At 44.6% G+C, this 16,035-nt stretch carries 10 protein-coding genes; all 10 read right to left on the bottom strand.

Annotation, left to right across the window (positions count from 1 at the left end; all coding sequences use genetic code 11):
• Nucleotides 1-35: 35 nt before the first annotated feature.
• Nucleotides 36-2,126, bottom strand: coding sequence for a CehA/McbA family metallohydrolase domain-containing protein (locus tag BLP33_RS24360; RefSeq protein WP_090534080.1), 2,091 nt, complete (start codon nucleotides 2,124-2,126; stop codon nucleotides 36-38).
• 7 nt (nucleotides 2,127-2,133) lie between these two features.
• Nucleotides 2,134-3,144: a glycoside hydrolase family 43 protein gene (locus BLP33_RS24355; protein WP_090534078.1), complete on the bottom strand. Its 1,011-nt coding sequence runs from the start codon at nucleotides 3,142-3,144 to the stop codon at nucleotides 2,134-2,136.
• Between the two features lie 224 nt (nucleotides 3,145-3,368).
• A complete protein-coding gene (locus BLP33_RS24350) occupies nucleotides 3,369-4,439 on the bottom strand; it encodes a cellulase family glycosylhydrolase (RefSeq protein WP_217633223.1) in 1,071 nt (356 codons plus the stop codon).
• A gap of 176 nt (nucleotides 4,440-4,615) precedes the next feature.
• Nucleotides 4,616-5,755: a sialidase family protein gene (locus BLP33_RS24345; protein WP_090534076.1), complete on the bottom strand. Its 1,140-nt coding sequence runs from the start codon at nucleotides 5,753-5,755 to the stop codon at nucleotides 4,616-4,618.
• Between the two features lie 34 nt (nucleotides 5,756-5,789).
• Nucleotides 5,790-5,915: a hypothetical protein gene (locus BLP33_RS27820; RefSeq protein WP_255485184.1), complete on the bottom strand. Its 126-nt coding sequence runs from the start codon at nucleotides 5,913-5,915 to the stop codon at nucleotides 5,790-5,792.
• A gap of 12 nt (nucleotides 5,916-5,927) precedes the next feature.
• Entirely contained in the window at nucleotides 5,928-8,000 is a 2,073-nt protein-coding gene (locus BLP33_RS24340) for a beta-L-arabinofuranosidase domain-containing protein (protein ID WP_254780251.1), read from the bottom strand.
• 11 nt (nucleotides 8,001-8,011) lie between these two features.
• Nucleotides 8,012-9,853: a glycoside hydrolase family 2 protein gene (locus BLP33_RS24335; RefSeq protein ID WP_090534074.1), complete on the bottom strand. Its 1,842-nt coding sequence runs from the start codon at nucleotides 9,851-9,853 to the stop codon at nucleotides 8,012-8,014.
• Nucleotides 9,854-9,939: 86 nt separating this feature from the next.
• Nucleotides 9,940-10,641 carry a DUF3823 domain-containing protein gene (locus tag BLP33_RS24330; protein ID WP_090534072.1) on the bottom strand — a complete coding sequence of 234 codons (702 nt, stop codon included), beginning with the start codon at nucleotides 10,639-10,641 and terminating at the stop codon, nucleotides 9,940-9,942.
• A gap of 19 nt (nucleotides 10,642-10,660) precedes the next feature.
• Nucleotides 10,661-12,604 carry a RagB/SusD family nutrient uptake outer membrane protein gene (locus BLP33_RS24325; RefSeq protein WP_090534070.1) on the bottom strand — a complete coding sequence of 648 codons (1,944 nt, stop codon included), beginning with the start codon at nucleotides 12,602-12,604 and terminating at the stop codon, nucleotides 10,661-10,663.
• Nucleotides 12,605-12,628: 24 nt separating this feature from the next.
• Nucleotides 12,629-15,853 carry a SusC/RagA family TonB-linked outer membrane protein gene (locus BLP33_RS24320; RefSeq protein WP_254780249.1) on the bottom strand — a complete coding sequence of 1,075 codons (3,225 nt, stop codon included), beginning with the start codon at nucleotides 15,851-15,853 and terminating at the stop codon, nucleotides 12,629-12,631.
• Between the last annotated feature and the right edge of the window lie 182 nt (nucleotides 15,854-16,035).

Below are 16,035 nucleotides of genomic sequence, written 5' to 3'. Positions count from 1 at the left end.
CTCGACTGGAGCCGAGCGGCGGCGTAGGTTTGTTTTTACTTCAACCAAACCGTTTGTGTATAAGCGCCATCAACCGCAGCATCCCATACTTCAAGCCGTACCCATTTGCGGCCTTTCATGTTTAACACTTTACTAAATGTTTTTGTGCTGAAGGCCTGGGTTGATGTAAGATCGATCCGCTCACGATAAACCCGCTTCCCATCTCCCGAAATGATTTCGGCAAAATTGAGCGGGAATGTCCAATTGGTTTTAAAATTGACGGTACATTTACCATTGACAGGGAGGGCGATGGTTTCGCCTGAAGAATGGCCGTTTACGGTAAAATCTTCTATCAAAACTTCGCCGGTAGTGGAAAAGAATTTTCCCTGCTCCAGTACATCGAGTACAGGTTGCCAGCCATTTTTATATTGCGGCTGTTTGGCGAGCTTTAGGTAGTTTACGTTGAGATGGGCGTACATTTCATTTTCAGGCTCGATGCTGAACAAGTCTGCTTCGGAAAGTACTTTCTTTTTCAGGCCCCAGTTATTCATATCATCCATCAGATCAAATACCCGTTTGCCTAAACGAGGCTCTGAAAGATCAGCAGGTAAAGCTTTCCAGGCAGCTCCTAAAAATCTGTCGGACAGGTAAAAATCTTCTTTTTTATAAGCATCCGGGAAACCGGTTGATCCCTTTGTACGGGCATGCGCTGTCCAGGCCAAACCATTTTCGGCTTTAAGCAGGTTCAGCATATCGGCTTTGTCACCAATGTGGTAAACTTTGCCATGTTCGGCATCGGTACTTTCAAAAGGCGTACCCGCCTTGCGCGACATGATCCAGTAAACCGGCTTAGGGAAAAATGCCAGCCAGTGCCCGCCAAAAAATTCATTAGGCTCTTCGCCGGGCAGCAGTAAAAAATTAGAATCAGACAAGCGGTTACACTGATCAAACAGCGCTTTTAATTCTTTAAGGCGCTGCTCGTCCGGTCCTTTAGGGTGCGCTGTGTAATGAAACTCAGCCAAATGAACTATGTTGATGCCTTGACGCTTTAATACTTTTACAAATGATGGGCTATCAGGTACATGCTTACCTGCCAACACCAAACTCATGATAAACTCGTTATGGAAGTGGCTGGCCATGGTTTTGTAACCGAGAAGCGGCTTGTAACTGTCATCATGGGTGAATTGCTTTACGTTATTCAGCAAAGCGTCTGCACCATCATTGCCCAGCAGGCAAAAAAAGTTAAGCCGTTGTTTGGTTCCCGGAGGGGCGTTAAACCAGGGCACGAAACGTTTATCGCCCTGTAATTCCTGCCTGATACCAAGCCCAAAACCCGGAAGCAAACTGCGGTAATTGTTACCGTACCATACAAACTTGAGATTGAAAGCTTCATCCAAAGGATAAAAATACTGGTGCGGTGCAGGGAATATGGCTATCGCGGCATTATCATTTGCGCCTATGATGGTGCGGTATTTTACAGCGAGGTTTTTAGCTGTATCAGGCCGTTCAATCTGATCTGTTTGCAGGTGTTCATACACATCGCTGTAACTTACAGTCTTAAGCGGTTTTGTTGTAGCTATCAAACCTGCATCATACAAAATGGCAGTTGAGTCAATTGGTGTTGATACAACCGCAGCTACATTAAACAGGGGCTGTCCGTTGTACAGGGTGATTTCCAGGTCGCCTTTAAAATTGGGAGCTTCTAATCCGGGTATGGTAATTACAGTTCGGGTGCCTTTACCGCTTACATTGACTGACTTTTTATGAAAATCCACCTTATAGGAATGGTGCGGCTTCAACGGTACTTTATCAAAAAAGATGTTCCAGCCGTTTTGAGAGATAAGGTCGCGCTTGCCTTCTGTGAGGATAAACTGCGGATCAACATTTTCAATTACCGGTTTGTAAATACCTCCTTTACTTAACTGCACGCTGGTAAATAGCGGTTGGCCATTTTTTAAATTTAAAACAAGTTTAGCCTTGCTGTTAATCCCTGCCGGCCAGGTTACCGTTACGTTTGCGGTATTTGCCATTACACTTACGCCGGCCGCCGGTTTAAAGTTTTTATAGCCTGATACCTGCGCCCCGGCATTTAAAAAAGTCAGCAATAGCAATCCGTAAAGTGCCAGATGTTTTAATTGATAAACCATATTATTACTATTTAGTTACTACCGGCCAGCCATTTTGATATTTGATAGGGCTGATACACATTACCCTCCCTTTTTCCTTGCGGACTATTTCGATAGCGTGATAAGCTATAAACTTGTTTCCCTTTTCGTCGGTAAAAATAGAATTATGACCAGGAGCCGTGTAAACAGCATCTTTAACCAATATAGCGCTATTGAGGGTTTTATCACTTTCGCCCAACCTTAAAAACGGGCCAAGCGGATTATCGGCCTTCGCTATCATTACCGCATAATTGGCACCGGCACCGCAGCAGTTATCGCCCGAATAGTACAGATAATAGGTTCCGTTATCGTAATCAAGCCATGATCCTTCAACCAAATTACTGTAACTTTTATCCTTGCCCGGTTCAACTACAACTGTTGGCTGTGAACCTTCTTTAAAGTCCGACCAGTCATCTTTCATTTCCTGTACCCGCAATGGCTGAAAGTCCGATCCCCAGTAAAGAAAATGCTTCCCGGTTTTAGGGTCAACAAAAGCTTTTGGATCAATACAGTGAAAACTCGGGCCTTTCATAAATGGTGTACCTCTGTCTGTAAAAGGGCCAAGCGGGTTGTCAGCATAAGCTATTCCCATCCATTTGCCGGTTAACTCATTTGGATCGGCGGAAAAGAACATGACAAATTTATTGAGTTTGGCATCGAAGAAAACATCCGGCGCCCAAAAGTTTTGCGTATTGGAAGCCCATGAAGGTTTTTGTGGCAAAGCATCACCCGCGTAAGTCCAATGTTCATGATCAGTTGACCAGGCCACCTGGATATTGATCATCTTTCCACCACCTCCCGGCGATTGGGTTGCATAAGCGTAATACTTGCCATTATAACTGATCACCGTAGGATCGGGGAAATCCCTGTCAAGCACAACATGAATAAGACCATTATAAGGCGCTGGCTGTTTAGTTGGCTCAACTTGCTGTGCATGGCTGCGACAGGCGGTTATAGTGCCGAACAGGCCCAGCATCAGGTAACTAAAAAACTTCTTCATTGGTGTAATTGGTTTAAAGGAGGTATTAGCGAGAAACAAGACTTACGAAGTTTTTGAAACTTCGTAAGTCTGTAATAAAATGCTTCTCACGTATGACAAGCAGATTTGCTTGATAGGTTAACGCGGGAGACGAACAGGAATGGATGCGTCTCTATTTAAAACGGTGGTTTCAGTATTCGGAAATCATCTGCACATTCGCACATGTGAAATCCACACATCTAAAACTATCGTCCGGTTAGTTTCTTGATCAGGTTTGTTTCTTCCGGGATGTAGGCAGTACCATCCTTACGGAAAATATCATGGAACCACAGCTTAGGTTCTTTGCCATCAAGCATTGGGGTATCCCAGGCGTAAATGGTATTGGTTTTACCGCTTACAAAGCCCCAGTTTATAGCGCCTACGTTTTCTTTTTTAAGCATTGGCAATACCGTACCGAACAGACTGTTACGTGGACGGGCCATGTACTCGGTACAAATCAACGGGCGACCGTTCATTTTCAAAAACTGTACAGTTTTCAGGTGTTCAGCTTCAGGCGTGTAATCATGATAAGTAATAATATCCGAGTTAGCTATCTGGAATTTGTTCAGATCTTCCAGATCCCAGCGCCATACGCCTGCACTAATTGGCTGGCTTGGATTTACCTGCCTTGCCCATTTGAATACACTTTTAAGCAATGGTAATGAACGGTTGCCTTTATCAGAGTTGCCCGGCTCATTATACAAATCCCAAAGCAAAATGCGTTTGTCATTGGCAAAACGTTTCAAGACATCCTTCACGTATTTTTCAAGAACCGGCGAATTTGCCGCGTTGTCAGATGCCGGTTGGCCCGGATCCTGCATCCAGCCTGAATTGTGAATACCTGGTTTTGGCTCTGGTTGTTTACCTATTTTAGGCACTTTGTTCCAGCAGTCATCAAAAAACACAAACATGGTTTTTACGCCGTGTTTACTTGAAATAGCAAGGTATTCGTCCATGCGTTTTTTGAAACCTTCATGATCCTGCTCCCAGGCTAAATGGTGCAGGAATACGCGCATCACATTCATGCCGATGCCCTGTGCATAGCCTAATTCCCTATCTATCGTTTTTGGATCGAAGGTATCGGCCTGCCACATTTCCAACTGATTGATGGCTGTGCTTGGAATAAAATCGGCACCAACCAACCATTGCTGCTGTGCATACCAGGTTTTCGCCTTCGCCTCAGACCATACCTGTGCCGGCGCCTTTTGCTGCGCCATTACCCTCATCCCCAATGGCATTGCCAAAGCAAGCGCCAATACTTTTAGTTTTGTTTGCATCTATAAGTGTTTAATAGTTTAATTCTGTTTTGTTTTTTTAATTCCCCTCTTGAGAGGGAGCGCGTACGATAGTGTGATGGCAGGGGTGTGTTTCTTCGGTGTTCATTGCGTATTGGATAAACACACCCCTCCACCCCTCTCAAGAGGGGAATCGCACCGCCCCGGCTTTTTGCTCCTTACTTCTTTTTCACCACTCTCCCCTTTATCATCCATATCTCCGTCCCCTTCCCAAAGGCATTTGTTGATGTTAACGCGATAATGGTATCATCATTAAGCACACACAACGCATTCCACAATCCGTGTTTGTTAAGCGGAATATCAAATGGTGTTGGTACACTCACAAAATCTTTAGCATTACTATCACTTAAAGCTACCTGCATACAGGCTTGCTCCCAGTTATGGTTACGGTTTTGCGTGCTTTGATAGGATAGCACAGTTTCGCCACTGTGCAGTTGCCTTAAGTAAGGCGCTCCTGCGTAAACCGTATCCGGCAATTTGGGTGTTAACGCGTATGTACGTTCGGCATCATCAGGCCCGACTGTTTTTTGCCAGTTTTGGCCGATGCTGTTGCGGATGATAGACGGTTTAAAACTTGTACCCGCGTTATCTTCTATGGAAAACACTATTTCATTTTTCCCTTTCAGGATGATGGGTACCGGCATACCATCCCGATGATTTGGCCTGAAGGAGACTATCTCAGGCTGCTTAGTCCAGCTTAAACCATTATCCTTTGATCTGAATAAGGAAATATTCTGCTCGTTTGATTTGGTATAGACACCCTCGTTCGAAAAAAACAACTGGATCTCGCCCGATGGTAACTGAATTTGCGATGGCTCCCAGCAGCCATCATCAAAGTTGTAACGAGCCTCATAAATCAGGCGTTCATCTGCCCAGGTTTTACCTTTATCGTAGCTTTTTTTTGTGCAGATGGCGAAGTGCTTGGTGGTATCCCAACTACCGTTCACTTTATGAGGGCGCGGGTTGTATGATGCCAGTAAGGAATGATCTTTCAGTTCCAATATCTCTGGCACTGCCATATTTACGCCCGCCGTCGGTTTTGCAATTACAACAGGTTGATCCCAGCTTTTACCAAGATCGCTGCTTGTAATACATTCAACGCCCCCGGCGCTTTCATAAACGCAAAACAGGTTGCCATTACTCAACTGGATCATGCGGGCGTAATTGTCGTTTCTGCTCCCGACCTGTTTTAAGGTGGTTTGATCCCAGGCAATAGTTTTGCTGTTAACGGCATAGTGTTGCCCCAGAACCATCACCGGGGCAAACACACCCATTAACCAAATGAATATCTGCCGCATAACCAATTATATTCTTTTTATTTCTGTCGATATTTTATTTGACGTCGGCCAGCCAGAAACTAAATGGCTTATCCCTGTCGCAAACCAGTGTTTCACCGTTAAACTCCAATTCAGCGGCATGGATGGATGTGCGTTTGGTTGTGTAACTGTAAGCCCCCATCTGCATTTTTCATTATTCAGCAACCGGGAAAGCCGAGATCCTTAACCTTGCCCCGCCCATAGGTACCAATGTTAGTTCTTTAGCAGGTTCCTCAGTTTTAACCGGACTTTGTGGCAATACACCACATAAACCTGTTTCATCTATCTTCCAACCGGGCAGCTGTTTACCTTTTGCTTTCAACTCTATCGGCGCAGTGGTATTGGTGAACGGATTATTGTCCTTTGGCCACGCGCGGTGAACAACCTCTATCGATTTTTCAGGATGTTGCTCATCTATCAGTAAACCATAATTCCATGGGGATGCTGCATAGATGTTATACGAAGGCCATTTTTGAGGGTCAGCACCGGGTTGCCAGTGCGAATCGCCCTGAGCATCTTTCAGGTTATCTCCTTTGGTATATTGCTCTTCTATTTTCAAAGAATAGGTAAGCGGGCCATAGCTAACACTTACGCTATTTTTGTTTTTAGCCCATTCTTTCACCTTAAGCTGCATTGGCAACTGAAGCGTTACTTTATCGCCATTTTTCCAGTTTTTAGCTAAGCGGATATAATCGCCTGTTGAGGTATTTACATCTACAGCGACGCCATTAACTTTTACCGATGCGCCTTTGCACCATTCCGGGATCCGCAGGTAAAGCGGGAAATCGACTGCTTTTGGCGTATTAACCATAAAGTTGATCTGATCCTGGAATGGATAGTGACTTGTTTCGGCGATGCTTACCGTAGTTCCGTTACCGACCTTCGCGTTCACCTTACCTTCGGTGTAAAGCAGGGCAGCTATGCCGTTATCAGGGGTAGCCATCCAGCTGTTTTCGGCATAATATACCCAACCAGCAGCGTGGTTATGCTGGCAGCAACGGCTGCCGAAAGGGTTCATCATCAAAAACGGCCCTTCATTGGCAATACCCGGATGGTGGTTTTTCCCATCGCTCACCACCATGTTAGGTGCAGTTAGATAACGTAAGGCACGATAATCGGGCATAAAAGCTGCAGGGAAGGTATTGAAAGCTACGTCTTCACAATTTTCGGCCCAGAAACGATCTCCGGTATTACCTAACAACATCTGGTCGGATGTCATTTGCTCCACCAAACCACAGGTTTCTACCGCCTGGCGCGGATCATCATAACCTTTACGTGCGTTTTCATCGGCACCAAACATACCGCCCGGAACCTGTCCGTAGATATCACGGATCAGTTTAAAATCGTTATAGGTAGCATCCAAATCTTTTTTATCATGGCTTTGCAGATAGTAAGTTGCCGGCTCGCGGAAACATTGGGCTACGTTAACATTATGCCAGTTGGGCAGGTTATTAGCCTGGCGCCAGTCGGCAGTATTTTTGTCAAGCTTGGTAGCTAAGTCAAGCAAAAATTTATCGCCGGTGCGGTTATACAGCCAATAAACACTCAGCATATTGTCGCCGCCGCGGCTGTTTTCCCAGTAATCCTCTAAAAACTTGTTATCAGGCGTAGCTAATTCATACTTAAAGTATTTGGTCATGAAAGGGATAACGCGGGGATCTTTAGTGTATTCGTAATATGATTGCAGGCACCAGAGCATCGGCATGTTAGTCCAAAGGTCGCGATTACCGTTATGCTCAACCGCCGGACCAAAATCACCGTTGTCACGCTGATTATTCAATACTGCATCAATCCAAAATTTGGTTTCGGCAATCATCTTTTTATCCTTCAACGTGTAGGCTATATCGGCATAACCTTTTAGCCAGTAGGGAAGTTCTTCCCAACCATATTCGCCTTTGCCCTCTTTGTTAAGCCAGGCATTGTTGGTTTTTGAAAGCCAAACACTGATCTCGCCAAGGTTACCGGTTAAGCCGTCGCGCTGTAGTTCCATCATTTTTTTTAACCAGCCGCCTGCTTCAATACTACCTGTAGGCAATTTGGTAAAATATTGCCTTTGCAAGGGGGCGCGGTTGTTTACATAAAAAGCATTCGCGCCTTTGTTATCAACCGTTGTTACCGTGGTTGCTTTCACGCCCTGGGCATTCACAGTTGCAAAGCCCGCACAGATCATGGCCACAGAAAGACAAACTTCCCTGCGCATCAGTTTTATACTATTTTTTATAGTCATATGTAAAGATACTATTTCACCAGGGCAGGATCATACAATTTGCTGTTGGCTTTTTGTAACAATTCAACAGGCATTTTAATAACCTTACGGTCATAAGTCATGAAGCCGTTTACTTCGCCCTCCACATCTGTTGTTTGTGTATATACTGCTGCCGAAAGACCAACTTTAATCAATTCTTCCAGCCTATCGGTAAAGGTTGAATATCTTTTAAACAAGTCGTCGCCGTTTTTGAAGTTTTGGTAGCCCCAGTTTTTATTAGCCTGCCAGGTATGTCCGTCAACCGGCCAGCCCAAACCACCAAACTCGCCTAAAACAACCGCTTTAGTTTTACCGAAGATCTCAGGACGTGGCATAGCAGGGTGCGGATAGTTATGCAAATCGACAATGTTACCGGTATCGTAGAAGTTGCCACCGCTGGCACTGTTCACCAAACGTGACGGATCTTTTTTCATTGTCCACTCGGTAATTTCAACAGTTTTAAACTGGCCCCATGCTTCGTTAAACGGAGTCCATACCACAATACATGGGTAGTTGTATAATGAGTTCATAATGGCGTTCCACTCTTTACGGTAGTAACCCTCAGACTCAGGGGTACGCTGCTGATCGGTAGCACGGTCAAGCACACCCGGGCGGTTTTCCCAATGGTTGCCTAAATCGCCGCTCGGCATATCCTGCCATAGCAACATACCTGTTTTATCGCAATAAGCATAGTAACGGGCAGGTTCAACCTTAATGTGCTTACGGATCATGTTGAAGCCCATTTCCTTTAGCTTGTCAATATCAAAACTCATAGCCTCATATGTTGGCGGGGTGTATAAACCATCAGGCCACCAACCCTGATCAAGCGGGCCATATTGAAACACAAATTTGTTGTTCAGCAGCATCCGTTGAATGCCGTTAGCATCCGCACCAAGCGAAATTTTACGCATAGCGAAGTAGCTGCCAATCTCGTCGACAGCTTTATTGTTACGGATAACTGCAACCTTCAAATCATATAAAAACGGATCGGTGGTTGACCATAAATGTTGATCTTTGATATCCAACACAGCAGTTTCGCCGGCATCAATCGTTTTTTCGGATACAAGGGTTTTGCCGTTCCAGGCGCTGATCTTCAGCTTATCGCCCGGCTGGCTATTTGAAATTTCGGCGGATACCGATAGTGTGTGATCGTCAATGTTGGGGGTTTGTTTGGTGGCTTCAATGTGTGTTTTAGCTACACCTTCCAGCCAAACAGTTTGCCAAATCCCGGTAACCGGGGTGTACCAGATCCCTTCGGGCTTTTTAACTTGTTTACCACGCGGCTGCGGACCATCATCTGTCGGGTCCCACACGCTTACGGTAATTTCCTGTTTTGAACCGCCTTTTAAATAAGGGGTAATGTTAAATGTAAAAGGATCAAAGCCGCCTTCATGGATGCCGGCACTTTTACCGTTTACAAATACTTCGGTACGCCAGTCAACCGCACCAAAATGCAGCAGTACATCTTTACCTTTTAATATTTTATTTAAGCTGATGGTTGTTTTATACCACAACATGCTATCCTTACCCACCGTTTTACCCACTCCCGACAGGGCGGATTCAACCGCGAAAGGAACCAATATTTTTCCTTCATATTTGGCAGGCCCTGTGGTTGCTTTAGGCACTATGGCATAGTTCCATAAACCATTGAGGTTTTGCCAGTTGCCGCGTATCAATTGCGGGCGCGGATATTCCGGTAGCGGTGCCTTAGGGTCAACCTTTTCGGCCCATGGGGTAGTGATCCTGTCTTTTATCAAATGCCATTCGCCTTGCTGTGCATTGGCAGATAGATAAGTAGTAATAAAAAGAGACAGGCAAAGCGATAGTTTCTTCATCAGTTTTGAAGTGTAAGGATATTATGTAATTAATTATGCAGGGAGAAAAAAATGGCCCCGCCATGAAGCGGGGCCTTATTATAATTTTAGTAGTTAACCTTCACTACAGGCGAGAAAATCATATCTTCAACATCTGCAACTTTAAGTCCTACACGAGCGAACACATAATTTTGCGTAGGTGTTATAGTTGGCACATTTACGCTTATGCTGACGTTATTCATGTTTGTAATTGCCGAACCAGCAATATTAGTAGATGCAATTTGATTATCACCTGCTGATACAAACTGAGTTTTGTTAATATACAACACAATAGCTTCTATATTTTTGGCATTGGCATCGGTTATAACCTTTTGTAAATCAAATACGGCGGTAACAACTTTACTGGCACCCGTTATTTTGGTATTATTAATAAGGTAATATGGAGTTACCTCAATATCAAGAGTTTGGCTACCGCTAACAGTTACAGCCAATGTATCTCTTTTACCCGAGGCAAGCTCTTTCCACATAAATGGGCCTTGATTTGGCGGAATGGTAAATTTGTAATTACCGTTAAACAAAAGCGTTGAGTAACTGCCATCCTGTTGGAAGGTGCCCTTAATTGCACCTGTTTTACCAAAGCCTGGCTGATAAAGCTCGAAAGGGACCTGATTATATTCAACGTTAATTGCCGCCCCTTTATAAGTAAGACGACCGGTAAGTTTTGATGAGGGCGCATCATAGTTATCCTTCTTGCAACCCATGGTAGCAAGTAAGAGCCCAAGTATGATATGATGAAATTTTATTTTCATGATGGTTAATTATTAATACCTATTGATTTGGTTGCTTTACAATTTTAGGATTTGCTGATAATATATCATCACCTATTTGTGAATAATAATTACCTATCTGGAACCTGTTGGCACCCGTTACAGCACTCGGTTTTACTTCTTTAAAGATCCATTTTCCGCTATTAGGATTACCCGGATTGAAATACTTATAAGGCCATAAACCGAAAGGCTGGGTATTGTGTTTGGTAGCACTACCAATATTGCTAACCAGATCAGCAACCGACATTTGGGCACCATCCCAAACTCTTGTGGCAAGTCTCCAGCGTTTCATATCATATAGGGTGTGCCCCTCAAATGCAAGCTCAACCCTCCGCTCATGCACTATCCTGTCAAAGGTGAGTGCAGCCAGGGGAGTGGTTAATCCTGCACGTGACCTTACCTGGTTAATATAACCAAGCGCAGTACCTGTTTGGCCAAGTTCAAAGGCAGCCTCTGCAGCATTCAACAGCACTTCGGCATAACGGTAACGGATAAAGTTAACATCGCTTCCGCGGCCGCGACGGCCAGAGCCTACCGTTGGATCAAGATACTTACGGATATAAAACCCGGTTTGCGTGCGAAACTCCAATCCATTAACAGGGCCGTCTTTGCCAACAACCTGGATATTTTTACCAAGTCCCGGTACATCCTGTGTTATAGTAGCGTCGCCGCTGCTGATCACTGTACCATCGCCAAGCTGGTAGCCTGCAAAAACCTCAGTCCTTTTACCTTTGAATAAGCCATTTGGTAACAATACCGTACCTGCAAGTCGTGCATCCCTGCCTGCAAAAGCGTCAAGCTGGTTGGTATAATACACAGGATTACCTCCCGCATCTTTTGTTGCAATTGGCGCGTAGGTATTATCCAGCTTTTCAAAAGCCTCAACCAGGTTCAACGACGGATTTAAACGACCTGCGTCCAAACCTTCGTCGGATATTGAGAATGGCTGATCATTAGTGGTAAACCCGTGTACTTTACCGCCGTTGGCTTTAAAGTCCTCAACAAATATAGCTTCCTGGTTTACACTGCTTTTATCAAGGAAAATAGCAGCGAAGTTATCGCTCAGGTCAGGAAGAACTTTGTATAACTGGTAACTGCCTGCCGAACCGTTAATAATTTCCTGGGCAGCAGCCAGTGCTTTGGTATAGTAACCATTTGACAAGGTTGATGGAATACCAACTTCGTTCCCCGGTAATGATACCTGGGGCGTAGTGGCGCCATATTTTGCAATTGAACCTGCATATAGTGCAGCCCTTGCTTCCATGGCTAATGCTGCCGCTTTAGTTGCCCTTGATTTTTGGTTAACATCTGCCGGGAGTATTGATTTAATAGCCTCTGCTTCGCTGATAATAAAATCATATACTTCTGATTCTTTAGCACGCGGCCTTTGAAGCGGGGTAACGTTACCGGAGTAGTCATAAGCCAACGGATCGGTAATTAACGGAACGCCACCCATACGTTTAACCATTTCAAAATAATAGTTAGCACGTAAAAAACGGGCCTCAGCAATAAAACGCGCTTTATCACCTTCGGTAAGTTTGGTGGCCGCGGTTGCACGTTGTATAAAAAGGTTCAGGTCGCGAATATAACCATAATCCCATATTGCCCATTCGCCGTAGCCCCAGCCTGTACGTTGCACAAGGAAGCTGCTGCCATTTTCTGAAGGGAAAGCCTCGCTGAAATCAGCGAATGTGCGCCATCCCGGCTCCCTGTCACCATTTGGTGACTGAGGATATTCTCTTGAGGGATAACCATCTAAACTTGAGAAATCGCGTTGTCTGTCATAAAGATCGCCAAGGATTGAAAGTACCAGGGCAGGGTCTGAAAATGCCAGATCTGTTGGCAGCACCTGTTTAGGCGGCACATCTAAAAATGAACTATCTTTTCTGCACGATCCCGCTACTACCGAGATTGCCAGCATTGTTATAATTGAAATCTTTTTCATTTGCTTTTAAACTTTAGGAATTAATTAAAAGGTTAAATTAACGCCGAAGTTGAGTACCTTACTTTGCGGAAACTGTAAACCATTATCATCGGTAGTTTCCGGGTCAACGCCATACTGTTTCAGGTTATCAAATGAAAACATGTTGTACGCGTTAACATAAAATCTCGCTCTCCTGATCTTCACTTTCTTAAGCACATCAGTCGGCAATGAATAGCCCAGTTCTAAAGTCCTGGCCCTTAAATACCTTACACTATGCAACCAAAAAGTTGAGTTACGCTGGCCGTTTAGCTCGTAATCGCTATGACCAAAACCTGGGTTCACCCTGTTTGCCGGATATTTACCCGGCACCCACGGACTGTTTAAATCAAACATATCCTGGCGGTGCCACCTGTCTTCAAATATCGAGTTCAGGTTACCATTGTTCTGGAACGCCCAGCGGGTTTCATAATTCTGGAACCAGGTATAACCTGCACCACCTGAAAAATCGGCATGGAAATCAAAGCCTTTATAAGCAGCACCAACTGTAAAGCCGAAGTTGATATTAGGCTGTGTACCATAACCGAAACCTATAGGGCGCTCGTCATACTGGTCAATTTTTCCATCGCCATTCTGATCTTTATACATCAGGTCGCCCGGCAATAAGGTACGGTTACCTTTGCCATCGTTGTTGATAGTATAGTTGTTGATCTGTTCCTGCGACGTAAACTGGCCAATAACCTGGTAGCCCCAGTCGATATGCGAGTACCTGTTTTCGGTCGAGTTGCGGTATTGATCCCATGAGTTAAAGAATAGCGGGTTATAGCTTTGCAGGTTTTTTTGGCGGGTGTAGCCAAAGTTACCGCCTATATTATAGCTTGCTTTGCCAATTTTACCGTTATAGTTAAGCGAGATCTCAAAACCGCGTTGCGAATCGCTGCTCGCGTTTTCCTTCGGCAAAGAGTAGCCTATTTCAATAGGTACCACAACATCATTTTTAGTACCTAACAAGCCGGTACGTTTACGATAGAAATAATCGATAGTACCATTCAGTGAACTGTTAAACAAGCTGAAATCGGCAGCAACATCGGTAATTTTACTTTTCAGCCATGAAATACGGGTTACAGGGATCCCTTTATCCCTTGAAGTGATAACCGCGTTGCCATCAAAAATATAAGTGCCCTGGTTGTAGTTGTAACCTGGCAAATAAGCATATGGGGCCACAATAGGATTAGCTGAATTTCCCGGATCACGGTCGTCACCTAACACACCGTATGAACCACGGAATTTCAAATCATTCAGGATACTGTTTTCGCCTAATAGTTTTTTCATGAAACCTTCCTGTGTGATGCGCCAGCCGGCAGATACACCAGGGAAATAACCCACACGTTTATCAGGGGCAAACAGGTATGATGCATCCCGCCTTGCCGAAGCTTCCAAATAATAGCGGTTGTCATAGTTATAGTTTACACGGCCAATATAACCTATGCGGGTTTCGGTATTATCACTATCCTGGTATTGATCGGCTGTTGGGAAGTAGATCAATGGCAGGTTATTTGAAATTGGCGAAGCATGGATCCAGTTACGTAAATGTTTTAACTCAATACGTTCAGAAACAAACGTAGCGCCAATGGTATGTTTACCAAAACTGTTGTTATAATTAATTTGCCATTGGTAAGTTTTGGCAAACTCTTTACGCTGCTCACGTTCGCGCCATGGGTTGGTGCTGCCGCCGGTTACATCATAAGTATCGGTAGCCGGCTTGTAGGTATACGCATTGTACGTGTACTCCTGGTTATTAAGCAAATAATCAGCAATATAATAAGAGTACAAACCTCTCACATTCAATCCTTTTACTCCCGGTATTTGATACTCAACGCCAAAGTTACTTTGAAGTACTCGCCAATCACTGTGATAAAGTCCTGAAAGCTTTTTATTCAGGAAGGCATAGTTTGACTCAGTATGACCGATATCATTGAGGTATGCGGGATTATCATTAGCATAAGGACGCTCAAGAGGCGTATTTCTTAATACGGCAAAACGGGCAAGGAAGTAATCATCGCCACCCGGTACACCAGGGTTTTCGCGGGTTTCGATACGCCCGTTAATGTCCAGGCTTACTTTTAAACCGTTGGCCACTTTAACCGAAACGTTCGACTGGATATTTGAACGGTTAAATTTATACTCTTTACCCAACTGCGAATTTTGATAAAGGTTAGTTGCCGAAACATAATAGTTAACCCTGTCGTTACCGCCGGTAAAATTGGCATTTACCGAGTTTTGCGGGGCGTTGTTATTGGCCTTCAAAACATAATCACGCCAGTTAAAGCTTTGGTAACCTTTTTCGGTGCCGGCTTTATACTTATCAAGCTCGGCTTGGGTAATACTGGTTGAGCCATTGCTGTTAACCTCGGCATCAGCGCGGTAACGCATGTAATCATATGAATTGGTTAACACGTTGGGGAACCTGTACCAGTTTTGGTAACCGGTGTAAGCATCAATATTGATGCGGGCTTCACCAGCGCCTTTTTTGGTGGTTACCACCACTACGCCGTTAGCCGCACGTACACCGTAGATAGCTGCCGAAGCGTCTTTCAATACCGAGATACTCTCCACATCGTTAGGAGCAAGGTTGTTAAACTGGCCTTCATCCTGCTGGATCCCGTCAATTACATATAAAGGTGTACCCATGTTACGGATCTGGATGCTGGCGCTGGCACCAGGCCTGCCTTCAGACATCCTGAAAGTTACCCCCGGAATTTTACCTGCCAAACCTGTACTTACAGTTGAACCGGCATGTACGCGGTCGAGGTCTTTACTGGTAACTGTTGAAATGGCACCTGTGATAGATGCCTTCTTTTGCGTACCGTAACCCGTAACAACCACCTCCTGTAAAGCCGAGTTTGTGGCACGCAACCGCACTTTTACGGCTGTTTGGCCGTTTAACGGTAATTCGAGTGTAGTAAAACCGATGTAAGTAAAAACCAAAGTGCTGTTTGCACCCGGTACGTTAATGCTGAAATTGCCTTGCGCATCGGTTGTGGTACCCCCCTGTGTGCCCTGTACCCGTACGGCTACGCCGGTAAGTACCTGGCCGGTGGTATCAACCACGTTGCCTGTTACCTTAATTTTATTTTGCGCGGATGCGCTAAACGAAAAAAGGAAACCGGTCATGATGAAAAAAGCGATTAGCATTACTTTGGGGCTCCATTTACTGGGCGGCCACTGCACATGAGGGTTTCCCCCATGCCTGAGTAGTAAAAATTTTCTCATAAATGATCTATTAATTGGTTAAGTTTTGATTTTAAAAATGTACAATTGACATATCTAAAATCATGTTGTAAAGAAAAAGGATTTTGGCCCCGGCGCTTAACCAAATCATATCAATACTTAGTCAAAAAGTATCAATTTTCGGGAGAAGGGAAACGCTGCAACAGATTGGCTATATTTGCGTT

This window comes from Mucilaginibacter sp. NFR10 (assembly GCF_900100445.1).
In the GTDB taxonomy this organism is placed as follows: domain Bacteria; phylum Bacteroidota; class Bacteroidia; order Sphingobacteriales; family Sphingobacteriaceae; genus Mucilaginibacter; species Mucilaginibacter rubeus.
Note: the sequence above shows the minus strand (reverse complement) of the source record. Positions and strands in the feature narration are given on the sequence as shown.